This is a genomic window from Corynebacterium sp. ZY180755, assembly GCF_054331495.1.
The window spans coordinates 2,221,889-2,244,977 of sequence record NZ_CM135811.1 but is presented as its reverse complement, the minus strand read 5'-3'; the positions used below and the strand labels follow the sequence as shown (position 1 = coordinate 2,244,977).

The 23,089-nt window shown below is 59.8% G+C and carries 23 protein-coding genes and 1 pseudogene; 16 read left to right on the top strand and 8 right to left on the bottom strand.

Translation table 11 applies throughout. The features are described 5' to 3' along the window. Nucleotide 1 precedes the first annotated feature (1 nt). Nucleotides 2-1,298: pseudogene (locus tag ACXM2N_RS10285) on the bottom strand (IS3 family transposase). Between the two features lie 557 nt (nt 1,299-1,855). On the opposite strand from ACXM2N_RS10285, the gene ACXM2N_RS10280 reads away from it, so the two are divergent. From ACXM2N_RS10280 to ppk2, 3 genes are all read left to right on the top strand, one after another. After that, nucleotides 1,856-2,029 carry a hypothetical protein gene (locus ACXM2N_RS10280; RefSeq protein WP_458488399.1) on the top strand — a complete coding sequence of 58 codons (174 nt, stop codon included), beginning with the start codon at nt 1,856-1,858 and terminating at the stop codon, nt 2,027-2,029. A 71-nt stretch (nt 2,030-2,100) separates the two neighbouring features. Beyond that, entirely contained in the window at nt 2,101-2,238 is a 138-nt protein-coding gene (locus ACXM2N_RS10275) for a hypothetical protein (protein ID WP_458488397.1), read from the top strand. Between the two features lie 189 nt (nt 2,239-2,427). After that, nucleotides 2,428-3,327: a polyphosphate kinase 2 gene (ppk2, locus tag ACXM2N_RS10270; protein WP_458488395.1), complete on the top strand. Its 900-nt coding sequence runs from the start codon at nt 2,428-2,430 to the stop codon at nt 3,325-3,327. A 107-nt stretch (nt 3,328-3,434) separates the two neighbouring features. Here the strand turns inward: ppk2 and ACXM2N_RS10265 are convergent, their stop codons facing one another. The 3 genes from ACXM2N_RS10265 to ACXM2N_RS10255 all read right to left on the bottom strand — a co-directional run bounded on the left by ACXM2N_RS10265 (nt 3,435) and on the right by ACXM2N_RS10255 (nt 8,299). Further along, nucleotides 3,435-7,340: a Pls/PosA family non-ribosomal peptide synthetase gene (locus ACXM2N_RS10265; protein ID WP_458488393.1), complete on the bottom strand. Its 3,906-nt coding sequence runs from the start codon at nt 7,338-7,340 to the stop codon at nt 3,435-3,437. A gap of 8 nt (nt 7,341-7,348) precedes the next feature. Then, entirely contained in the window at nt 7,349-7,798 is a 450-nt protein-coding gene (locus ACXM2N_RS10260) for a MarR family winged helix-turn-helix transcriptional regulator (protein ID WP_458488391.1), read from the bottom strand. 213 nt (nt 7,799-8,011) lie between these two features. Next, nucleotides 8,012-8,299 carry a rhodanese-like domain-containing protein gene (locus ACXM2N_RS10255; protein ID WP_458488389.1) on the bottom strand — a complete coding sequence of 96 codons (288 nt, stop codon included), beginning with the start codon at nt 8,297-8,299 and terminating at the stop codon, nt 8,012-8,014. A 21-nt stretch (nt 8,300-8,320) separates the two neighbouring features. Between ACXM2N_RS10255 and ACXM2N_RS10250 the strand changes: the two genes are divergently transcribed. After that, entirely contained in the window at nt 8,321-8,755 is a 435-nt protein-coding gene (locus ACXM2N_RS10250; RefSeq protein WP_458488387.1) for a hypothetical protein, read from the top strand. Nucleotides 8,756-8,830: 75 nt separating this feature from the next. On the opposite strand, the gene ACXM2N_RS10245 is transcribed toward ACXM2N_RS10250, so the two are convergent. Further along, nucleotides 8,831-9,313, bottom strand: coding sequence for an inorganic diphosphatase (locus ACXM2N_RS10245; RefSeq protein WP_458488385.1), 483 nt, complete (start codon nt 9,311-9,313; stop codon nt 8,831-8,833). 119 nt (nt 9,314-9,432) lie between these two features. On the opposite strand from ACXM2N_RS10245, the gene dacB reads away from it, so the two are divergent. The 5 genes from dacB (at nt 9,433) to folE (ending at nt 15,760) form a co-directional block, all read left to right on the top strand. Then, entirely contained in the window at nt 9,433-10,701 is a 1,269-nt protein-coding gene (gene dacB / locus ACXM2N_RS10240; protein ID WP_458488383.1) for a D-alanyl-D-alanine carboxypeptidase/D-alanyl-D-alanine endopeptidase, read from the top strand. Next, nucleotides 10,702-11,643 (top strand): tRNA lysidine(34) synthetase TilS, encoded by a 942-nt coding sequence (gene tilS / locus ACXM2N_RS10235; protein WP_458488381.1) that lies wholly within the window; start codon nt 10,702-10,704, stop codon nt 11,641-11,643. 38 nt (nt 11,644-11,681) lie between these two features. After that, nucleotides 11,682-12,266 carry a hypoxanthine phosphoribosyltransferase gene (hpt, locus tag ACXM2N_RS10230; protein WP_458488379.1) on the top strand — a complete coding sequence of 195 codons (585 nt, stop codon included), beginning with the start codon at nt 11,682-11,684 and terminating at the stop codon, nt 12,264-12,266. Between the two features lie 308 nt (nt 12,267-12,574). Continuing rightward, the gene (ftsH, locus tag ACXM2N_RS10225) at nt 12,575-15,181 is read left to right on the top strand and encodes an ATP-dependent zinc metalloprotease FtsH (RefSeq protein ID WP_458488377.1); all 2,607 of its coding nucleotides are present in this window, start codon (nt 12,575-12,577) and stop codon (nt 15,179-15,181) included. A 6-nt stretch (nt 15,182-15,187) separates the two neighbouring features. Continuing rightward, nucleotides 15,188-15,760: a GTP cyclohydrolase I FolE gene (gene folE / locus ACXM2N_RS10220; RefSeq protein WP_458488375.1), complete on the top strand. Its 573-nt coding sequence runs from the start codon at nt 15,188-15,190 to the stop codon at nt 15,758-15,760. 172 nt (nt 15,761-15,932) lie between these two features. Here folE and ACXM2N_RS10215 read toward each other — a convergent pair whose 3' ends face one another. Continuing rightward, complete coding sequence (locus tag ACXM2N_RS10215) at nt 15,933-16,865, bottom strand: exodeoxyribonuclease III (protein ID WP_458488373.1); 933 nt, start codon at nt 16,863-16,865, stop codon at nt 15,933-15,935. A 179-nt stretch (nt 16,866-17,044) separates the two neighbouring features. On the opposite strand from ACXM2N_RS10215, the gene folP reads away from it, so the two are divergent. Genes folP through ACXM2N_RS10180 form a run of 7 tightly spaced genes read left to right on the top strand, consistent with a single transcriptional unit; the run spans nt 17,045 to nt 21,798 of the window. Continuing rightward, nucleotides 17,045-17,917 carry a dihydropteroate synthase gene (gene folP, locus ACXM2N_RS10210; RefSeq protein ID WP_458488371.1) on the top strand — a complete coding sequence of 291 codons (873 nt, stop codon included), beginning with the start codon at nt 17,045-17,047 and terminating at the stop codon, nt 17,915-17,917. 10 nt (nt 17,918-17,927) lie between these two features. Beyond that, on the top strand, nt 17,928-18,293 hold the full coding sequence (gene folB / locus ACXM2N_RS10205) for a dihydroneopterin aldolase (protein ID WP_458488369.1): 366 nt from the start codon (nt 17,928-17,930) through the stop codon (nt 18,291-18,293). Then, nucleotides 18,293-18,781 (top strand): 2-amino-4-hydroxy-6-hydroxymethyldihydropteridine diphosphokinase, encoded by a 489-nt coding sequence (gene folK / locus ACXM2N_RS10200; RefSeq protein WP_458491134.1) that lies wholly within the window; start codon nt 18,293-18,295, stop codon nt 18,779-18,781. Before folB ends, folK begins: the two co-directional genes overlap by 1 nt. Nucleotides 18,782-18,796: 15 nt before the next feature. After that, a complete protein-coding gene (locus ACXM2N_RS10195; protein ID WP_458488367.1) occupies nt 18,797-19,264 on the top strand; it encodes a DUF3180 domain-containing protein in 468 nt (155 codons plus the stop codon). 10 nt (nt 19,265-19,274) lie between these two features. Then, the gene (locus ACXM2N_RS10190; RefSeq protein ID WP_458488365.1) at nt 19,275-20,291 is read left to right on the top strand and encodes a DUF6779 domain-containing protein; all 1,017 of its coding nucleotides are present in this window, start codon (nt 19,275-19,277) and stop codon (nt 20,289-20,291) included. A 3-nt stretch (nt 20,292-20,294) separates the two neighbouring features. After that, nucleotides 20,295-20,990, top strand: a complete 696-nt coding sequence (locus ACXM2N_RS10185) for a hypothetical protein (RefSeq protein WP_458488363.1) — start codon at nt 20,295-20,297, stop codon at nt 20,988-20,990. Further along, nucleotides 20,980-21,798: a pantoate--beta-alanine ligase gene (locus tag ACXM2N_RS10180; protein WP_458488361.1), complete on the top strand. Its 819-nt coding sequence runs from the start codon at nt 20,980-20,982 to the stop codon at nt 21,796-21,798. The genes ACXM2N_RS10185 and ACXM2N_RS10180 overlap by 11 nt, the downstream gene beginning before the upstream one ends. Here the strand turns inward: ACXM2N_RS10180 and ACXM2N_RS10175 are convergent. After that, complete coding sequence (locus ACXM2N_RS10175) at nt 21,795-21,989, bottom strand: hypothetical protein (RefSeq protein WP_458488360.1); 195 nt, start codon at nt 21,987-21,989, stop codon at nt 21,795-21,797. The two genes, ACXM2N_RS10180 and ACXM2N_RS10175, sit on opposite strands and share 4 nt — an antisense overlap. Before the next feature lie 10 nt (nt 21,990-21,999). Further along, nucleotides 22,000-22,989 carry an SPFH domain-containing protein gene (locus tag ACXM2N_RS10170; RefSeq protein ID WP_458488358.1) on the bottom strand — a complete coding sequence of 330 codons (990 nt, stop codon included), beginning with the start codon at nt 22,987-22,989 and terminating at the stop codon, nt 22,000-22,002. Nucleotides 22,990-23,089: the final 100 nt, after the last annotated feature.

Below are 23,089 nucleotides of genomic sequence, written 5' to 3'. Positions count from 1 at the left end.
TCTAAACGGTTAGGGCTTGAAGGGTCTGACTCCGATACTCCATCGGTGTCAGGCCCTTTATCCGTGCCTGCAATCGTTGAGTGTTGTACCAGAGGATGTAGTCATCTATCGCTGCCTTTAACTCTTCCACACTGTCGAATCGTTCACCATGGAACATCTCAGACTTTAAGTGCCCAAAGAAATTCTCCATCACCGCATTGTCATAACAGTTACCTTTACGCGACATTGATTGCACACCACCGCACGATGAGATCAAGCTCCGCCAACTGGAATGCTGATACTGGAAGCCCTGATCAGTATGCACAATCAGCCCCTCACCAGGATCATGCCAGTTGATCGCGTTACGCAACGATGTGGCAGTAAACTTCGTCGTTGGTTTCGTGGCAAGCTCGTGGGCCAAAATGCTGCGGTCATACAAATCCATCACCGGTGACAGATACAGCTTCTGGCCTGCGACCTTAAACTCGGTAACATCACTGACCCATGCCATATTCGGCGCAGTGGGAGTGAAGTTACGGTCCAACACATTCTCAGCGATCGTACTGATTGTGCCCTGGTAGGAGTTGTACTTTGGTTTCTTGCGCACCTTCGATTTCCATCCATTGGCATCCATGATCTTATACACCAATTTGTGGTTAGCTACGATGCCTTGGTTACGCAGTTCTAACCACACTCGCCGATAACCGAACCGTTTCTTATTGCCGAAGAAAATCTTCTTGATTTCTTCTTCTAGATCATCATGCTTGTTCGGCATGTCGAGTCGTTTCAGATGGTAGAAATATGTTGACCTCGCTAGCCCTGCCACATCAAGAAGAACATCGAGTCGGTGAACAGACTTGAGGGTGACAATCACCTCTACTTTTAGGCGCGTCCCCGGTTCCTCAAGTCTCTCAATTTTTTTATGTAATCAAGCTCTGCTTTCAACCGTTCATTCTCAGCCTTAAGTTTCTCGATGTCCGTCAACGGTTTCGCAGAACGTGACCCTTTAGGTCGGCCTTTGGGCTTCGGTTTAAGCCCGTCCCAACCTTCTTTGCGGTACTTCCACGTCCAACTTCCAACGAGCTGCTCGGACGACAGGCCAAACTTGCTGGCAAGATCCATTCTGGTTTCACCGGCTAAGTGCCGTTCGACGACTTCCTTCTTGATGGCGAAGGAAAAAGATTGCTTTGTTGGTTTCTCCACAAGACATAGTCTGCCATGAAGCTTGTAACGGTTATAGAGCCGTCGAGCAGCATCAAAACCAACACCCAGCTGGGTGGACACGGCTTTGCAACCGTAGCCTTGCTCAAACAACTCAACCAAACGCTCCCGCTGGGATTCAGTCAAAGAACTTCGTGCTCTCAATGAAAATACTCCCCACTAATTGGATTCTGATTTCTCAGTCCAACTAATGGGGAGCAGTTCAGTGGGTGGCGCCTTTAGTGTTACTGCTCCGGAAGTGAAAATTATCCGGTTTTACTGGGGTTTTGTGCTAAAAACTATCTCCAAATCATTGGTCTAAATACCCCCGAATGGGTGGAAATTTGCAACGTTTCGGTGACTAAAAATGAGCGGGATATGACACTTCGGTAACGGTTTCAGGGGCTGATTGTCCAATGTTTTACCCCGAATTAACCTTCTGTTAATCAGGTAAGGCTTACCTAATAAGTTGTTTTCCCAGCTCAGACCTATAAAACGGCAAAATTCCCCAACTAACTTGTTTTAATTTGCTGACGAAAGCTTATTTTTCCGCGTGTTTCAAGGCTCTTGACGTGATCTGATTGTGTGGCATGATGATACGTGAAACGCCCCACAGGGTGTTGGAAACCATCATCCTGCCAGTGTTCTGCTGGCAGCCCGTTCGTAGGAGATGCATATGAACATTGATCTCGCTGTAGTTGCGGAGCAGCTCACTAACTTCAAGACCCTCGTGGGTAACGTCACCACCGTGTTCCAAGAATTCCCAAAGGTTATCCAGGATCTCGGTCTGGCTTTCACCAGCTCTGAAGGTACTGAAGGGCTCGACCTCCCACCAAAGAAAGAAGCCTAAGGTAATCCTAGGCATTTAATTACTGTAGTAAGTAATTTTCCCTAAAAACTAATTCTTATCAAGGAGTAAAAATGGAGAACATCAACGAGTGGGTATCTCTCTCTACCAACGCCGAGGCAAACCCTATTGTTGGACACCTTTTTGAGGCTTTCGGTGGTCTCGGCAAGATTGCTGACGCTATCTCCAGCCTGATTGGCTTGGTTGCCTAAGGTACTACCTATTTAGGTAACTGAGGAGCTTGAAAGCCCCAGCTTTTGCTGGGGCTTTTGCCGTGTCTTGGGGCGGGGTTCGGGGATTGTTTGCGCAGGTTGGTGGGATCTTTTGGGGTGTGTGCACAAATGGGGGAAATACCTGAAGAAGGTAGGAGAAAAACAGTACTTTGGCGGTACTATTTACATATGGCTGACACTGATAATGACGACCTCCCGGTCATTGACCTCGCGCAAACTGAAGGCTACATCGTTGATGACAGCGATGAAGACGATCCGGTGCTCCTAGCGCCGGATGGAACCCCAATCTCCACGTGGCGTGAAAACTACCCATACGAAGAGCGTATGAGCCGTGAGGAGTACGAAAAGACTAAGCGTGCCCTCCAGATCGAGCTACTGAAGTGGCAGAACTGGACCAAGGACACCGGCCAGCGCCACATCATCCTCTTTGAGGGCCGTGACGCCGCCGGTAAGGGTGGCACCATCAAGCGCTTCAATGAGCACCTCAATCCACGTGGTGCGCGCACCGTTGCGCTTGAAAAGCCATCGCCTCGTGAGTCCACCTCGTGGTACTTCCAGCGCTACATTCAGCACTTCCCATGTGCTGGTGAGATCGTATTCTTTGACCGTTCCTGGTACAACCGCTCCGGCGTTGAGCGTGTCATGGGCTTCTGTACTGAATCCCAGCACGCAGAGTTCCTGCGCGAAGTACCAATGCTGGAGAACATGATCCTGGGCTCCAATATCTCCCTGACTAAGTTCTGGTTCTCTGTTACCCAGAAGGAGCAGCGTACCCGTTTCGCTATCCGCCAGGTTGACCCAGTGCGCCAATGGAAGCTGTCTCCAATGGACTTGGCGTCCTTGGATCGTTGGGATGATTACACCCGCGCTAAGGAAGAGCAGTTCCGCTACACGGACACTGATGAGTCCCCATGGATCACCATCAAGTCCAATGACAAGAAGCGTGCCCGCATCAATGCAATGCGGTACATCCTGAGCAAGTTCGAGTACACCAACAAGGACCATGAGCTCGTGGGCGAGCCAGATCCATTGATCGTGCTCCGAGGCCGCGACCAGATTGGTGACTAACCGCCGTTAAGCAAAACCCACCAACATTGTTGTGTTGGTGGGTTAGCCTAAAAGCTAGACTCCCTCTGCTTTCTATCACGTGTCAGCGTAGAAGGCAGAGGGTTTTCCTATGCGGTGGGCTCTACAGGGTTGCCCTGCCAGCGAGTGTGTGCTGGGATCTGATCGCCGCGCATGACCAGTGATCCAGGGGCCACGGATGAGCCAACGCCCAGCACCGCGGCGGGCAGAGCCACGGAGTGGGCGGCCAAGGTTGAGCCGTCCTTGATGACGACGGAGTCGAGGCTCATGACGCGGTCCTGGAAAAGGTGGGTTTGGACCACCGTGCCAGGGCCCACTGTGGCGCCGGCGCCCACCTCGCAGAGGTCGGTTTCCGGGAACCAGTAGGACTCAATCCACGCGCCGCGGCCGATCTTGGCGCCCAGTAGCCGCAGGCCGTTGTTGATGGAACCGGTGCCTAGGTTGGGGTTAAAGAACCACGGCGCGGCAACAACCTCAACGAAGGTGTCCTGCAGCTCATTGAGCCACACGAACCAGCTCCACAGCGGGTGATCGGCTTTGGTGTGGCGGCCTATGCAGATCCACTTCACGGCGGCGGTGATCAGTAGTGCTATCACGCCGAACGCCATGAGAAGCACACCTGATAGCAGCCACGTGACGCCCAGGTTCGTGGTGGTGTAGATCAGCTGCAAAGAACCCAGGTAAGCGGCGGCGAGTGCCGCAGAGGTCATGGGGGCGAGCAGGCGCATGGTTTCTACCAGGCCGCGCAGGCGCTTGACCTTTTTCGTTGGGGCGTAGGTGAGGGTATCGCCCTCACCGGCGGAGGCCTGTACGCGGCGCATGCGCTCTGGTGGGGCGCCCCACCAGTTGGAACCGGCCTTCGCCTTCTTGGGTGTGGAGGACAACACCGCAACCAGGGAGTTCTTGCCCAGTTTGCGGTTAGGAGCGGCGATTCCGGAGTTGCCAAGGAAGGACCGCTTGCCAATGCGGGTGGGGCCGGACAGCATCCAGCCGCCGCCGAGCTCATAGCCGCCAACCAGGGTGTCGTCCGCGAGGAAGGCGCCATCGCGGATCTCCACGAACTTGGGCACCATCACGGCGGTGGAAATCTCCACATCACGGCCGATCGTTGCGCCCAGCGAGCGCAGCCAGATTGGGGTCAGCTGGGATGCGTAGAGCGGGAACAGGTAGGTGCGGGCGTCATCCATGAGCCGCTCGATCAGCCACAGGCGCCAGCCGGTAGCAGAGCGCACGGGTGTCACACCCGGTGTAAGCCCAATGCTCAGTAGCTTTACCAGCACCCAGATGAACAGCATGTATGAGGCGAACGCCACCAGCGCGCCCAGTGGGGCAAACACGATCACGCCCACAAAGTAGTTTCCGCCGGTTGCAGCTGTGCCCGCCACCATGGCGAAACCACCAATAGCTAGTGCCAGCATGGGTAGGGCGGACAGAAGGATGGAGGATGCCCCGTAGATGGGGACAAACCAGGACTTCCGTGGTGGGTGCTCATCAGGGAAGCGGTGCTTAGAGCGGCCCACTTTCTTGGCTGGGGATCCGGACCACCGGGCGCCGGCTTTGACCTTCTTATCGGCGGTGACAGTAGAGCCAGCCTCAACATGGGCGTCCTCACCGATCACGGCACCGGGCAGCAGGGTGGAACGCGAACCGATGCGGGCGTTGCTACCAATGGTGATGGCACCCACGTGCAGTTTATTGCCGTCAACCCAGTAGCCGTTGAGGTCCACCTCGGGCTCTACGGAGCTGTGCTCGCCCAAGGTGAGCAGGCCGGTGACTGGTGGCAGGGAGTGCAGGTCTACGCCCTTGCCAATCTCAACGCCCAGCGCGCGGGCGTAGTAGTTCACCCAGGTGGCGCCGGAGATGTTGCGGACACCGGAGGCGTCGGAAAGCCTCTCCGCCGCCCAGATGCGCAGGTGCTCGCTGCCGCCGCGTTCGTAGGTGCCCGGGGCAATGCCCCGGGTGATCAGACGTGAGCCCAGGCCGCCAATGGGGAGGCGGCCGATCGGGGTGGCAAAGATGATCACCATCACCACCACCAGCCACCAATTCACGGAGGTAGCCCAGCTGATCTCAAAGTAGTTGGCGCTCACCCACGCGGCGATGTTGTTGATCAACAACAGGCACGCCAGCCACTGGGTGGCCTGCAGAGTCATGACCGGAAGTTGGATGAGCTCCTGCTTGAGGCGGGTGCTTAAGGAGACGGGCGTGGGTAGGGGCTGCTGTATCTTGTGCGTTTCAGTGTGCCCAAAATCCAGCTGGTAGCCGGACTCCTTGGCAATCTGCTCCACGCGCTCGGCCAGTGCGCCGAGGCGAGGGTGATCATAGAGGTCACGGACGGCAATGGTAGGGGCCTTCTCGCGGATTTTGCCCACCAGGGTGGCCGCGGCAAGGGACGTGCCACCGAGGGAGAAGAAGTCAGCGTCCTCACCGGATACGGCAACGCCCAAGGCATCAACCCACAGCCCAGCCAACCATGACTGGGTAGGGGTCAGGCCCTCGGTGTCTACCTCTACGCCGGGCAGTGGCCACGGCAGGACCTTCTTATCTACCTTGCCGGAGGTGGTCACCGGCAAGTCATCCATCACGTGGATGCGCGGCACCAGCGCTGCGGGCATGGACTCTGCCAAGCGGGCGTGCGCCGCATCATGGTCAAAGCCCTGGGCGGGGTCGTCCACACTAACGTAACCCACCAGCACCTTCTGGTCCGCGCCGGTGGTCTGCACCACCACCGTGGACTGGCGGACGTTATCCAACGCTGCGAGGTTGGCATCAACCTCACCCAGCTCAATGCGGCGCCCGCCAATCTTGACCTGATCATCAATGCGGCCCACAAAGTACAGGCCGTCTTCCTCTAAGCGCACGTGATCACCAGAGCGATATGCGCGCGCCCATCCTACAGACTTCAGCGGCGCGTATTTCTCCCGATCTTTCTCAGGATCCAGATACTGCGCCAAGCCCACGCCACCAATGATGAGTTCGCCCACCTCGCCCATCCGGACAGGCTGCTCATTCTTATCGACGACCATAAGGTCCCAGCCCGCAAGGGGCTTGCCAATGTGTACGGCCTGCCCGCGACGCAGCTGCGTGCCGCAGGCCACCACGGTGGCCTCCGTCGGCCCGTAGGTGTTCCAGAGCTCGCGGTCATCGTTAGCAAGCTTGTCCACCAGCTCCTGGGAACACGCCTCCCCACCAAAGATGAGCAGACGAATATTGTCCAGAGCCTCCGCCGGCCACATGCCCGCCAAAGTAGGCACGGTGGACACCACCGTGATGTCCCGGCGAATCAGCCAAGGGCCCAAGTCCATGCCAGAGCGCACCAAGGACCGGGGAGCAGGAACCAAGCACGCGCCGTGCCCCCACGCCAGCCACATCTCCTCGCAGGAGGCGTCGAAGGCAACGGAGAGCCCCGCCAGAACGCGGTCCTCGGGGCCAAGCGGTGCGTCTTGCAGGAACCACTGGGCCTCAGCGTCCACGAACGCAGCCGCACTGCGGTGGGAGACGGCCACGCCCTTGGGCTTGCCGGTGGACCCGGAGGTGAAGATGATCCACGCGTGGTTATCCAAGCGGGGCAAGCGGGTATCCCCGCCGGGGGTTGCGCGGATGAGCCTGAATCCTTCATCAGTAAATACGCCGTTGACGCCAGCTTCGCTGAAGACCATCTCCGCGCGCTCATCCGGATCATCCGCGTCCACGGGCACGTAGGCTGCACCCGCCGCGATGGTGGCAAGAATAGCCACATAGAGATCCTTGTGCCCAGAGGACATGCGCACACCAATGCGGTCCCCGCGCTTGATGCCGCACTCATGCAAGTACGTCGCGCCAGCGTGGACCTCGTCCATGAGCTCGGAGTAGGTGATGACAGCGCCGTCATCAATGGCAGCAGCCTCAGGAAACTGTTTCGCTGTGGCTACAAGGATGTCGTATAAGGTACGCGGTTCCGGGGCTTCCGAGCCGCGGAGATAAGAAGTGGGGTAGCCAGCGAGTGAAGGACTCATAGCACAGGTTAGGAGATGTCTTCCTCAGACGCGATGATTGCTTTTGCGAGCTTACGAAGGTGCTTGAGCTGCTTTGAGGTGGATTCATCAAGTGCGTGATCCTCAGCCTCAGAGACCAGGACCTTGAGCTGCTTTTGCTGATTGCGTCCCTTCTTAGTGGAGGTAACAATCTGACGGCGACGATCCTTGGGGTCGCGTTCGCGCTTTACCCAGTGCTTTGCCTCCAGCGAGTCAATGAGACGAACCATATCTGAGGCATCAATAGCCAGAATCTCGCAGAGGGAAGCCTGGCTTGTGGCATGAGAATCAGTCAAGCACGTAAGAACCCAGAACTCACGGAGAGTAACCTTCTTTTCACTCAGACGTGCCTCTACTTCGTCGCGGGTACGGCGACGCAAACGCTCTAACTGAAATGACGGAGAAGACAGCAGGTCCGCTGGAAAAGAAGGTTGGGTCATGATTGCCAATCATATTGTATGAGCTTGCAAATTTCACGATTTTGTTGGGGTGCCCCATTTTTTGAGACGGCTGCCTAATGGTCACAGCCCTAATTGCATTCGCCCCTTGATCTAGCCGCCCACTCTAATAGGGGGAATGAGTGCTCCTCAGGGCACGTGCAAAATCCGCCCCAGCACCTGGTGCGACGCTGAGGCGGATCGTTTACTGGGTTACTACTCGGTTGGCAGTCCTGCTGCGACCCAGGCGTCGGTGCCGCCATCAACGTTGATGCACTCGATGTCGCGCGACTCGAGGTACTGGCCCACCTGCTGGCTGCGGCCACCGGCCTTGCAGATGAGGTAGATATCCTGCTCATCATCCACCTCGTTGATGCGTCCCACGAACTCGCTCATTGGAATATTCTTGGCGCCTCGGGCATGCACTGCCTCGAACTCCTCAACCTCGCGGACGTCGATCAGCTGTGCGCCTTCTGGAACTTCGTTTACCTCTACATGCTTCATGCTGCACTAGTGTAGTGATTTATGGGACGAAAGGCAGTAAACGGTGACGGCTACCTAGCGTATGCGGCGCGTATCAAGCGCCGCGAGCCGCTGGACGCTGACAATATGCGCAAGCTCACCGGCCTGATGGCGCTGCGTTTGTGGGTCGTGGTGATCGTCTGCGCGCTGGTCGCGGGCCTGTTCTTGATCACCCGTTTGCCCACCTTTGTGGGCGCAACGTTGGTCACCATCGCTGGACTGGCGCTACCCATTGCCGTTGTCGTGAGCGTGTGCTGGGTACTGAGGCGGCCAGCCACATCCATTCCCCGCATCCTTGTGTGGATGGGTGCGATCATGCTCGTGGGCGCAATCATGGGCCTGATCATCTGGCAGGGCACCGTGTGGTTAATGATTGCCGCGTTGCTGGGTGTGTGGCTGCTGTTGGTGGGCATAATCGCGGCGCTGATGACTCATTAATGAGTAGGAGTCTCAGAGCCTGGGCATAAGAAAAGGGGAGCAGATGCGTCTGCTCCCCTTAAAGCTCAGCCCTAATTAGTGAGCGGCCTTGTAGTTGTCAATGGAATCCTGGTAGATCTTGACAGCTTCTTCCTTGCTGCCCCAGCCAGCGCCCTGTACTTCCTTGCCCTTCTCCAAGTCCTTGTAGTGGATGAAGAAGTGCTCGATCTCATCACGGGTGAACTCGGAGACGTCCTCTAGGTCCTGGAAGTCATCGAAGCGAGGATCATCGAGGACGCAGAGCAGCTTGTCATCGCCGCCGGCCTCGTCGGTCATCTTGAATACGCCAACGATGCGTGCGCGGACGGTAGCGCCAGGGATAACTGGCTCAGGCAGAATAACCAGTGCGTCCATTGGGTCGCCGTCATCAGCGAGGGTCTCGTCAATGAAACCGTAGTCAGCAGGGTATGCCATTGGGGTGAACAGGTAACGGTCCAAGTAGAGCTTGCCGGTCTCGTGGTCTACCTCGTACTTGTTGCGGGAACCCTTAGGGATCTCAATGGTTACGTCAACCTTCATGTTCTGCGTTGCTCCTTGGGAGTTTTGATGTGGTTTGCACACTGAGTGCCCAAACTTTTTGACCTAACCATCTTACCGCTAAATGGGCAGAGGTTGAAGAACGCGATAGGGTTAAGGTGATGAAAAGGACGAAGTGGTGGGTAGCAACGGGTGTGGCAACTGTAGCGGTGGCGTCTACGGTGGCCGCGGGAGTCTACGTCAATGAGGTCAACCGGCTGAACTACGCCCCCGCACCCACGGTAGCGGCGCCTGAGCGCGAGATCGTTGGGCTTGATGGCTCCACAGCAGCGCCGGTGGATAATGCCGCGCTGGGGGCGCGGTTAGCCACACTGGCTAAAGATCCCCGCCTGGGCTCCCTGGGTGCGAAGGTGGTTGATGCCACCACGGGCGAAACAGTGTTTGAGCTCAACCCCACCGAGCCGCGTCGCCCCGCCTCATCCACCAAGGTCCTCACGGCCGCGGCTGCCCTGCTGAAATTGGGCGCGGACGACAGGGTCACTACTGAGGTGTACCAAAAGGATGAGAAAACGGCAGTGATTAAGGCCGCTGGCGACGTCTGGATGGACACCGCCCGCCTTGACCAGCTGGCCCACCAGATCAAAAAGGCTATGCCCAGTGTGAGCAACGTCCTGATCGACATCACCGCATGGAAGGCACCTAAGTTTGCCCAGGGCTGGGACCCAGTAGACATTCAGGGCGGATACATTGCCCCCATGGAGCCAATGATGATCCACGGCGCCCGCATCGGCGACACCGAGGGCGACGTGCCGCGCAGCACCACGCCAGCGCTAGACGTGGCCGGCGCCATCGCCGACCGGCTTGGCGTGAAGAGCTTCGGGTATACCGAGTATGACCCGCCAGAAACTGATGCCACCATCGTGGCCACCACCCAGTCACCAACGCTGCGCGAGCGAGTCACCCAGATGATGGAGGATTCTGACAACGTGATGGCAGAGGCCATCGGCCGCGAAATCGACGGGACGGATCCAACAGGTGCCACCACGGCAATCCTGGCGGAGGCAGGCTTTGACTTAACCGGCGTGAACCTACTCGATAGCTCCGGCTTGAGCGTGGATAACGTGATCCCGCCGGCGCTGTTGACGGAGGTGTTCACCCAGGCGGTCACCAATGAAGCGCTGCGCCCGCTGATTGGAACGCTTCCCATCGCTGGTGGCACCGGCACGCTGTACGAGCGCTTTGAGGGCATGTCTGGACGCGGCTGGGTGCGAGCCAAGACGGGCACGCTCACGGAGACCTCCGCGCTGACGGGCGTGGTGGTTTCACAATCCGAACACATCTACTCATTCGCGCTTCTGAGCACTGACGCCAACGTGCTGGACCAGCGTGCGGCCATGGATGAGTTCACCTCAGTTATTCGAGAGTTCTAAATGGTGACGCCCTTCTGGCCACGCACGTGCCCGCACTTCCTTGCTGTACGGCGCGCGGTGAGAAACCTTGCCACACCTTCACCCGTGATCGGGCTGTCGGGTGGTGCTGACTCCCTCGCCCTTGTTGCAGCAGCGGCGGCGGAGAACCTATCACCCCACGCAGTAATCATCGATCACCAGCTCCAAGAAGGATCCGCCGACGTAGCCCGCGGCGCCAAAAAGGTGGCGGAGTCCTTAGGGGCCACGGCCGAAGTCATAGCGGTCACCGTCGCGCCGGGCAACCTCGAAGCCATGGCCCGCGAGGCCCGCTACGCCGCACTGCACACCGTTGCCAGGCAGCGGAACTCGCCCTTGTGGGTGGCGCACACAGCTGACGATCAGGCAGAAACCTTCCTCATGTCTGCCCTGCGCGGCCACGCCACCGGAATGAAGGCCGTAGATGGCACCCTTGTCCGGCCCCTCCTTGGCGTGCGCCGCGCGCAAACTCTGGGTGCGTGCGAGGAGCTGGGGCTTGAGGTGTGGAATGACCCCATGAACCAGGACGCCGCCTTCCTGCGGGTGGCGCTGCGCACGCAGATCATCCCGCAGCTTTCTGATCTTTGTGCTGGTGACGCAGTCACCAGCTTGGCCCGTGCGGCAGCGACCGTTACCCAAGACAGGGACGTTGTTGCTGCGGCGGCGGGGGACGTCGGCAAGCGAGCAGAACTAAACGCCACGGCATTGGCCACGCTAGCCCCCGCGGTGCGCAGGCAGGTGATCGTAGATTTCCTGCACCACCATAACCTCACCGTGTCAGCAACGATCGTGGCAGCAGTGGACGCGCTGGTGACTAACTGGCGCGGGCAGGGCGGTGTCGCATGCGGGGGAGATCGCGGCACGAGGTTGGAAGTAGTGCGGAAAAATGGCACAATTTCCGTTATCGGTAGGCAAACGATGGCCTAACCCATCACCACTGTGCGAAAGACGCCCAAGGAGCCCACATGCACGAAAAGAAAGATTTCAACGTCCCCGCTGGCCGCTACGGCGATGATGTTGAAGCTGTCCTCATTAATGAAGAAGAACTTCACGCTCGTATCCAAGAGCTAGCAGACAGCGTATCTGAGAAATACAAGGACACCGAGGATGACCTCATCCTCATTGGTGTTTTGAAGGGCGCTGTATTCTTCATGACGGACTTCGCGCGTGCACTGTCCATCCCATCCCAGATGGAATTCATGGCAGTAAGCTCCTACGGCAACTCCACCTCATCCTCCGGCGTGGTCCGCATCCTCAAGGACTTGGACCGCGACATCGAAGGCCGCAACGTGGTCATCGTGGAAGACATCATCGACTCCGGCCTCACCCTATCCTGGCTCATCCGCAACCTAAAGAACCGCAAGCCTGCGTCTCTTGAGGTGGTCACCCTGCTGCGCAAGCCTGAGGCCATCAAGACCCACATCGACCTGCTGGACGTGGGCTTCGATATTCCAAACGAGTTCGTGATCGGCTACGGCCTCGACTACGCCGAACGCTACCGCGACCTCCCATACGTGGGCACCCTGCACCCGAGCGTCTACTCGGAGTAAAGCCTTATCCTTAGGCCGGCCTTCCCTTAAGGGGAGGCCGGCTTTTGGTTTTCTTCCCCACACCCGGTGCGAGGAAACCGTGCGGTGCCGGGCGTTTTGCTGTTGGGTGGGAACGAAATGCCCACCCTTAAACGTTATAGGGAGCAGCAAGCACCGCCGTAGGGATGACAGGCCTTAGCTATAACCCTTCACGAGCTTGTATGCTCATAGCGGTGAGCAGTGCCCATTGCACTGCGTGTTTTTTCGGGATCAACAAAGAAAGGGCGAGGTTGGGCGCATAAAGGGCGCTCAGCGCGACTGTCTTTTACATGAAGAACAAAAAGATTATCCAGATCGGCGTCATCGCAGCGGTGTCGCTGATCTTCATTTACCTCATCACGTTGTTCAGCAGTGATACCCGCAACTTCCGCGAGGTAGACACATCAGTGGCTATTGCCCAGCTGAATGACGGCAACGTAAAGGAAGCCCAGATTGATGACCGCGAGCAGCGTCTGCGCTTGACGCTGAACAACGGCATCGAGCACGAGGGTGAGCAGGACGTTACTGAGATCATGACTCAGTACCCGGCCCGTACCGCGCCGGAGATCTTCACCAAGGTGGAGGCCGCGAAGCCGGAGAAGTACACCACCAACGTCACCCAGGACAGCTTCCTGATGTCCATGGTGGGCTACATCCTGCCAATGCTCATCGTGTTTGGCCTGCTCATCTGGTTCTTCAGCCGCATGCAGGGCGGCGGCATGGGCATGTTTGGCTTTGGCGGATCCCGCGCCAAGGAATTGAATAAGGACATGCCTACCAACACCTTTGCTGATGTCGCGGGTGCGGATGAGGCAGTGGACGAGCTACATGAGATCAAGGACTTCTTGCAGGACCCATCCCGCTACGAGGAGCTCGGCGCTAAGATCCCGCGCGGCGTGCTGCTGTACGGCCCACCGGGCACCGGTAAGACCCTCTTGGCGCGTGCCGTTGCCGGCGAGGCCGGCGTCCCGTTCTACTCCATCTCCGGTTCTGACTTCGTGGAGATGTTCGTGGGTGTGGGCGCCTCCCGCGTGCGTGACCTGTTCAAGCAGGCGCGCGAAAACTCCCCGTGCATCATCTTCGTGGATGAGATCGACGCCGTGGGCCGCCAGCGTGGCTCCGGCATGGGCGGCGGACATGATGAGCGCGAGCAGACACTGAACCAGCTGCTGGTGGAGATGGACGGTTTTGGTGAGCGCGAGGGCGTCATCTTGATGGCAGCCACCAACCGACCAGACATTCTGGACCCAGCGCTTTTGCGCCCAGGCCGTTTTGACCGCCAGATTCCGGTGGGCAACCCGGACCTTAAGGGCCGCGAGAAGATCCTCGAGGTTCACGCCAAGGGTAAGCCACTGGCCAAGGACGCAGACCTGAAGGCTCTTGCGCGCCGCACCGCCGGCATGTCCGGTGCGGACCTCGCTAACGTGCTGAACGAGGCTGCGCTGCTGACCGCCCGCATCGGCGGCAACGTGATCACCGGCGACGCCCTAGAAGAAGCAACCGACCGCGTGGTTGGCGGACCTCGCCGTTCCTCCAAGGTCATCTCCGAGAAGGAGAAGAAGGTCACCGCGTACCACGAGGGTGGCCACACCCTGGCAGCGTGGGCGCTGGAGAACATCGAGCGCGTGCACAAGGTCACCATCTTGGCCCGTGGTCGCACCGGCGGCCACGCCATGACGGCACCCGAGGATGACAAGGGCATGTACAACCGCGACGAGCTGTACGCACGCCTGGTCTTTGCCATGGGCGGCCGAGCAGCGGAGGAGGTCGTGTTTGGTGAGCCAACCACCGGCGCCTCCGCCGACATCGAGATGGCCACCAAGATTGCCAAGTCCATGCTCACCGAGTACGGCATGAGCCCAAGCCTGGGCATGGTCAAGTACGGCGACGAGCAGGGCGATCCATTCTCCGGCCGCGGCTCTAGCGGCACCCTCGAGTACTCGCCTGCTACTGCAGCCAAGATCGATGAGGAAATGAAGTACCTCCTTGATAAGGCGCACGAAGAGGCCTACCGCATCCTCTCCGAGAACCGTGACTACCTAGACAAGCTGGCGGAGAAGCTGTTGGAGAAGGAGACCCTGCGTCGCCCTGACCTCGAGGCACTCTTCGACGGTCTCCAACCGCGCCCAGTGGGTGACGTATTCCCTGATGAGGACGTGCGCTTCCCACGCCAGGAGAACCGCGAGCCGGTGAAGACCCCAACCGAGCTCGCCATCGAGCGCGGCGAAGAGCCACCAAAGCCATTCAGCCTGCTGGAGGCTTCCAAGGCGGCGCGCGCCAAGCGCGAGGCAGAGCTGGCGGCAAAGAACCAGGGCCTGTCCCCGGTTGCACCTGAGCAGGGTCCTGCCAAGCCCAAGGAGCTGCGCGGACTGGGCACCATGGACAACCCAGAGGTTGTTCCTGCCGACGCCACCCCAGCGGCCGGTCCAGACGCCACCGCGGCGCCATCCGGTTCCAAGGCGCTACGCACCTACGGCGGCACACCGCCGCCATCCGACTGGACTGCCCCAGGCTGGCCACCAGCCGGCGGCACCACGCCAGCGGCCCCAGCAGGCTTTGAGCCTCAGAATGCCGGCGAGAACCCCTATGCCACATCTGCTTCCCCAGCGTCCGAGCACCCGGGTATGAAGGCGTACGGCTCAGAGCCTTCTGAGACAGAAGAGATCGGCTTCCGCCTGCCAGAACGCGAGCGCGTGGAGCACCCGTGGAATGATGGTGAGAAGGAAGAAGCCCCAGGACGTGATGCTTCCGACGTAGCAGACCCTGCGCCAGAGGGCCTGGATGCGCCGGAGCAGCAGCTGCCGGATGAAGGTGGCAAGCACCGCGCGCCGGGCGGCTGGGGCGAAGATGAGACGGGCGTGATTCCACGCATCGGCGATGACGAGAAGAAGGACTAAAGCACAGTGACACACAAGTTTGACCGCGAGCGCGCTGAGGCAGCTGTCCGCGAACTACTCATCGCCGTGGGCGAGGACCCTGACCGTGAGGGCCTGCTGGAAACCCCAGCGCGCGTGGCCCGCGCCTACGAGGAGGTCTTTGCCGGACTGCACACTGACCCATCCGAGGTCCTCAACAAATCCTTCTCTGAGGATCACCGCGAGCTGGTCCTAGTCCGCGATATCCCGATCTACTCCACCTGCGAGCACCACTTGGTGCCGTTCTACGGAAAGGCTCACATCGGCTACATCCCAGGTGATTCCGGCAAAGTCACCGGCCTGTCCAAGCTGGCGCGGCTGGTGGACGGCTACGCCAAGCGCCCCCAGGTCCAGGAGCGCTTGACCAGCCAGGTGGCAGACGCCTTGGTGGACAAGCTCGACGCCCACTCCGTGATCGTGGTCATCGAGTGCGAGCACCTGTGCATGGCCATGCGAGGCATCCGCAAGCCAGGTGCCACCACCACAACCTCCGCTGTGCGCGGCGGCTTCCACCGCAACGCCGCGGCCCGCGCCGAGGCGCTGAGCCTGATTCGCGGCTAAGCTAAGGCCTCCTAAGAAAGACCACAAGACGCCATGTGCGGCGTCTTGTGGTCTTTTTCTCCCCCTGCGGAGAGCACCGCTTTCGATGTGTGTGCATTGTCAGTTCCACATCAACGCGGTGCCTGCGTGATTCGCTGTGCCGCTTAAAACCCATGCACAGCGCGGGCGGGGATTAATGAGGAAGTGAATACTCAACGAGCAGCGCAGCGTGATCACTCATGCGCACGCCGTCCTGCTCGCCGTACACGCGGTATCTTTGGGCGCGCTTAGCCAGTGCGGGGGAGGCGAGGTGGTAATCGATGCGCCAGCCCACGTCCTTGGCGTAGGACTGTCCCATCCAGCTCCACCACGTGTAGGGGCCGGGCTGATCCCCGTGCAGGCTGCGTACCACATCGACGAGCGTGCGCGGGGACAGCTGTGCCCCGATCCATTCGCGCTCCTCCGGCAAGAAGCCGTCGGTCTTTTGGTTGCTGCGCCAGTTGGTCACGTCAAGGTTCTGGTGGGCTACGTTGAGGTCGCCCATGAGCAGGAATTCGCGTCCCGCTGCCTTTGCGGCGGTGCGGCTGCGCTTGAGCTGGCGGGAAAAGGACGCCATGAAGCGCTGCTTGCGCAGGTACTTGGCTCCGCCGTCCGGCTTGTCGCGCATGCGGCCGGGGACTTGCAGCTCCGCGGGCAGCCCGCCTTTGGGTAGGTACAGATTTGCCAGTGTGAGCGGCTGATCAGCCAGGTCGATTTCGATGTAGCGGCCCTCGGCCACGAAACCGCTCAGGCCGCGGGCCAACGCGCCGGTGGGTGAAGGTTCTACTAGGTCTACGTTGTCCCCGCCGGGCGCGCGCAGCAGCACGTCCGCGCCCCAGGTACGCACCGCCGCCGGTGGCTGCTTGGTGAGGAACCCCACGCCGTTGCGGCCGGGTAGCGTGCCCGGATCGTAGGTGAAGTAGTAATCACCGAACGCATCCAGCGGAAGGTCAGCAACGCGGCAGCGGACCTCCTGAAGCGCGACCACATCGGGGGAGGTCTCATTAAGCCACGTGGTAAATCCGCGCTTGTGGGCGGCGCGGATTCCGTTGATGTTGAAGGAAGCGATGGAGATGGTCTCTGGCATGGGACCTAGTGTAGTTAGCCCTGAACTAGGGGGAGTTACAGGGCGTGGAGCGCATGCACCTGCGGTGGTTCTAGTGGCGTATTCCAGCGGAAATCGTGTGCTCACGCGGTGGTGGGGTGGCGAGATGGTGATGGGAGGCTATCGCGTGGTGGCGTACGGGGAGACGTATGATCTAAGTCATGCAAGATTCAGTGCTGGGAATTGAGACGACTCTTGATGGCCGTACCCTCGTGATGGGCATCGTGAACGTCACGGAGGATTCGTTTTCTGATGGCGGCAAGTACCTAGAGATTGATAAGGCCATTGCGCACGCGCACGATCTGGTGGCGCAGGGCGCGGACATCATAGATATTGGCGGTGAGTCCACACGGCCTGGGGCCACCCGCGTGGAACCGAGCGAGGAGCTGGCGCGCGTGGTGCCAGTGATTGAGGCGTTGGCGCAGGATGGCATCAAGACATCAGTGGATACCATGCGCGCCTCGGTGGCCCAGGCTGCGGTCACGGCGGGCGTGAACCTGATTAACGATGTGTCGGGCGGCTTGGCGGACCCAGACATGTACTCGGTGATGGCTGAGGCCGGCGTGCCGGTGTGCCTGATGCACTGGAAGACAGTGCGGTTTGGTGATGCCGCGGGCCAGGCCGATCACGGTGGTGACGTGGTGGCGGACGTGCGCGATACGCTCGCACGGATTGTCGATAAGGCGCTGCTGGCGGGAGTTGAGGAGCGCAACATTACGCTGGATCCGGGCCTTGGCTTTGCCAAGAGCGCGGAGGACAACTGGAAGCTGCTCAACGCCCTGCCGCAGTTCATCGCCGACGACTACCCGGTGCTCGTGGGCGCGTCGCGCAAGCGCTTCCTCGCCGCGATCAGAGCGGAGCGCAACGTGACGACGCGTGACGACGTCGCCACGAAAGCACTGGAGGCCGATCCCGCGACCGCCGCGGTCACGGCCATCAGCGCCCAGCTGGGCGCGTGGTGCGTGCGCGTGCACGACGTGGCCGTTTCCCGCGACGCGGTCGATGTTGCGGCCCGTTGGCGGATGGCTCGGTAAGCTGTGGTGCATGGCTGATCGCATTGAACTTAAGGGCCTTAAGGCCTACGGCTACCACGGTGTTTTTGATTTTGAAAAGCGCCAGGGGCAAGACTTTATTGTGGACATGACTTGCTGGCTGGATCTCAAGCCGGCGGCAAACAGCGATGACCTGAATGACACGGTCAGCTACGCGGACCTAGCGGAGATCGCCCACGCCGTGATCACCGGCGAGCCCTATGACCTCATTGAGAAAGTATCCGGCGTGATTGCGGATCAGGTGATGGAGACCTACCCGCAGATCATGGCCGTTGAGGTGGCCGTGCACAAGCCGCAAGCACCTATCCCACGCGAGTTCGCGGATGTGGCCGTGATTGCGAGGCGCTCCCGCCGATGATCACCGCTGTACTATCCATCGGCTCCAACATGGATGACCGCTACGGACTGCTGGAGACCGTGTTTGAGGAGTTCAAGGATGAGACACTGGCCCGCTCGCAGGTGTTCTCCACCCCGCCGTGGGGCGTGACGGACCAAGATGAGTTCCTTAACGCCGTGTTGATCGTGCGCGTAGACAACACCCCCATGGAGTTGCTGCGCCGCGGGCAGGCGCTGGAGGACGCCGCCGAGCGCAAGCGCATCCGCCACTGGGGCCCGCGCACGCTGGACGTGGATGTGATCACCGTGTGGGACGAGGCAGGCACCGAGCTTCGCTCTGAAGATGAGGTATTGACCCTTCCACACCCTTACGCCCGCCAGCGCGCCTTCGTGCTCGTCCCATGGTTGGACGCGGACCCGCACGCGAGGTTGCTTGGCGCCGACGTGCGCGAGCTCGTGGCCGAGCTACCACACGACGAGGTGGCCGGTGTTGTGCCGGCGCAGAAGTAACTATTCTTAGAAACCATGAAGAACACGCCAATGTCCTACCTGTTCGCCCTAGGTGGGTTCTTCGCTGCCGCCACATTCATTGTGGTGTCGCGTTTCTACGGCCTGCTTGGCCCCGTCCCGATCTCCGTGCTTTTTGTGCTCTTTGGGCTCACGGTGCTGTGCGTGTGCCTAGGCATCAGGGTCCGCAACCGAGTCAAAGACAACAAAATTGGTCAGGATCGCAGCCAGCTCAACCCCGTGGCGGCGGCCCAATTCATGGTGATCGGCAAAGCGTCTGCGTGGACGGGAGCCTTATTCGGCGGCGTCTACACCGGCATGGCCATCTACGTTGTCCCGCGGATGGGCCAGCTTGCCGTGGCGCAGCAAGAGGGGCCGGTGATGATCATTGCTGCGCTGGGTTCCGTGGCCCTTGCCGCCGCTGGTGTATGGCTGGAACGCAGCTGTTCCGTGCCACCTCCCACAGACGGCGAGCCAGTGGGGTAGTTTATTTAGCATGAGTGCGGACAACAACGAGACTAAGCCAAGCGTCATCTCCACGGGCGAAGCGGAAACTCCCCAGCGAGACAACGCACAAACACTTCTCATTGTGCTGGTAGTTCTTGCCTTGGTAGCTTCCGTCGTCATGCTGTTCACTGGCAGCATAGGCGCGTTGAAGATCGCCCTGCTGGCGGCACTGTGGGCTGCCGTCATTGGTATCATCTTGGTGTTCCGTTACCGCAATCAGGTTGAATCCACCCGCGCTGAACTCAGCAATGAACGCGCCCAGCATGACCTCGAGATGAAGGAAGCCAAGGCGCGCTACGACGCAGACCAGGCCCAGATGGAACGCGACATCACCGAGAGTGTCACGCAGAAGATCCGCACGGAAGAGTCCGAGACTCTCAGCGAGATCCGCGAGCAGCTCGAGCAGATGCGCTCCCAGTTGGAATACCTCACCGGACACTCCTACGTTGAGCCTTCCATGATTCACGCGCAGGCACGTCGCATCCCGGAGATCGAGTCCGAGCAGAAGAAGCCGGAGCCTGCCCCAGCACAGCCTGAAACCGTCACCCCTGAACCAGAACCTGTTAAACCAGAGGTAAAGGTAGATGACTCTGCGCCTATCTTTGGAGCAAGCACGCCAAAGGCTCAGCCTAAGAACCCTCAGAACTACGCCACCCCAGCAGGTGCGGTCAAGGACAGCCTGAGAAAGACCACGCGCGCCCAAGCAGTGGAGGAAACCCGATCCTTCGGGCGCATCGACGTGGAAGCCCCAGAGCCAGTGGCAGGCGGGCGACGCCGCAAAGAGAACAAGACCTTCGATACCAACACGTTCGAAAAAGTCCAATGGGTCCAGGGCGGAACCGGCAAGCGCAGCACCGGCGAGCAGGCTGGCGCAACATATGTGGGCAAGCGCTCCGCCGAGGCTAGAGCTGAAGCTGACGCCAACCACGGCAAGCGCCGCCGCGACGAACACACCCAAGCAATCTCCGTTGCAGACCTGCTCAAGCGCAACAAGAAGGACAAATAATTAATGCAGCCACCGCGCATGCGCATCGCCTGCTTTGGTGACTCCACCCTCACCGGATCCCTCGAGCGCGCCGGGCACACAATTATCCGCGCCACCGAACCGAGCGACATTTCCGGCGCAGAAATGGTCTACCTGGCAGTGGACGCCGATGACATGGAGGAGCTGGTTGGCCAGCTGGCAGCGTTTTGCCGGCGGGGCCAAATCTTCCTACACTCCTGCCCCCGCTTCGGGCTGGAGGTGTTGGGGCCAGTGGAACGCCAAGGAGCCGTGGTGCTGGTCAGCTACCAGCTGAGCGAGAATCTGCGCAGCATCACCGCAGGTGACGAGATTGCCGCCACCGTGGGCGAGCTCCTGATGAGCGAATGCCACGTCCAAGCCGTCCCAGTGAGCAACGGCTACCTGAAGGCGCTGGTTGCCGGCATGACGCTGGGGCAGTTCAACAACCTCGCTGCCCGCCCAGGCAGGCAGATCCTGGATGAGATCATCCCTGACCCATCAGTGGTAGATCAGATCGTCTCGTACCAGGGCCTTAACCGCCAGCTGCTGGACGTGCCCACCCTTATACGAACCAAAGCGCAGCTGGGCAATGACCACGACGCGACACTATTTACCCACCTCACCACACGCGCAGCAGTGGAACTACAAGAATTCAATGCGCAGTGGTGGGCACTGAGCGAGGAGAATGACAATGGCCTTTGAGTTTGGCGCAGCCACAGTATTTGACACCCCGCACACCATTGCCATGGTGGCCAGTGCCTTCAAGAAGAAGGGCAAGCCGGTGGCGTATGTGCCTCTGGGGGCAGGAGTGCATGCGGGCCACCGTGCGCTCATCCGTGCGGCCAAGCGCATTCCCGGCGCCGTTGTGATTGCCTCCGTTCATGAGGGCGTAGATACCGCCATCTTGGCGGAGGAACAGGTGGACGCCGTGTTTACCGTCACGCCAGGAAGCTTGTGGCCACAGGGCGCGCGCACACTCATCCACGTGGCTGACAACGGGATGGAGGACCCCGCACATCTTGCCCATGACGCCAGCTTGATCCTGACGCTGCTGAATGTTGTGGCACCAACAGATGTTGTCCTGGGCGAAAAGGACTACGAGCTCCTTGTCACCGTTCAACGCATGATCAATGATTTCCACGTGCCCGTGAAAGTCCACTCCGTACCTACCGTGCGCATGCCAGACGGCGTGGCCATCTCCCTGTCCAACGCGCTCGTTGCTGAAGCGGACCGCGAGAAGGCGCTGGCCGTGTCCGCCGCGCTCACGGCGGGCGCTTACGCCGCTGAAGGCGGGGCAGAGGCGGTCCTTGCCACGGCGCGCGAAGTGTTGATCGCCGCCGACGTCACCCCTGATTACCTGGAGCTGCGCTCCCTCGGCCTAGGCGAGGCACCTGCGGAAGGCGACGGCCGGTTGTTCGTCGGCGTGACTTTGGGCGAGGTTCACCTGATCGACAACGTGGGCGTGCCCGTTGGAATTGGGTTCAAGAACGTGGGGGAGCAGGAAGGCTAATCCTTCTTGGGCGGACGGCCCCGCCTAGGGATATCGCCTGCACCTTTAGGTAGGCGCCCCGCCTTGCGGAGCTGATCACGCAACATCACCTCTATTTGCGCGTTGGTGGACCTGCCTTCATCAGCAGCCCAACGCGCGATCGCGTCGGCGACGACGGGATCGATGCGCAGGGGGATGCTTTTTCTAGCCATTTGATCAATTCTAGGTGTAGAGGCTGCCTGTGTTGATCGTAGGGGTGGCGTTGTTGTCTGAGCACAAGACAACCAGGAGGTTGGACACCATCGCCGCGCGGCGCTCTGGATCAAGATCCACGATATCCTTGCGCTCCAGCTGCTCCAGTGCGGACTCGACCATGGAGACAGCGCCGTCCACGATGGTCTCGCGCGCATCCACAATCGCGGACGCTTGCTGACGCTGCAGCATGGCCTGGGCGATTTCTGGCGCGTAAGAGAGAGACGAAATGCGGGTTTCAATGATCTCCACGCCAGCAACCTCAACGCGGGCTGCCACTTCAGCGGCGATCTCATCAGAAACGAGGCCGGTGGATCCAGACAGGGATGGGTTGTGGGCGGTGCCGCCGTCATACGGGTGAGTGGTAGCCACGTGGCGCAACGCGGATTCGGCTTGGGAGTGGATGAACTCCTCAACATCCTCCACGGCAAAGGTTGCCTTCGCCGTGTCTGCGATCTGCCAGACCACGATGGCGCCAATCATGATGGGGTTGCCGTTGAGATCATTGACCTTGAGCGCGCTGGTTTCAAAGTTGCGCACGCGGACGGAAGTTTTCTTGCTGGTGGCCAGCGGCGGGATGATGGAGAGACCAGTGCGGCGGTTGGTGCCCAGATAGCGCCCAAAGAACTGAACCACGTGGGTATGGCCTGGTGAGGTGATGCGGACCATGGCCACCAAGATGACGGAGGCAATGGCGGCGACGACGCCGCCGATCATGCACAGGGCGCCGGTGGAGTTGCCGGCGTCGAGTTGGAAGCCACCGTAGATGAATCCCCATACGCCAAGGGTGATAAGAATGAGCGAGCCAAGAAGGGCTGCCACGCCCAAGCCTGCGCCTCCTGTCCATGCGGTTTTTTCCGTCACGGTCACGCGTGCGCCCTCGTGGCCGACTGGGGTGGAGGCATCCGCTTTCGCGTGTGTTGGTTCAGGGGATGGGGATGGTCCGTTGGTGGGGGCCATGATCTTTTCCTTTCGTGCGGGCTGCTGGGGCAGGGGAGATAATCTGATATCACTTTAACTTAAAGTGATATCACTTTTCAAGGGTGGTGCATTTCAGTTC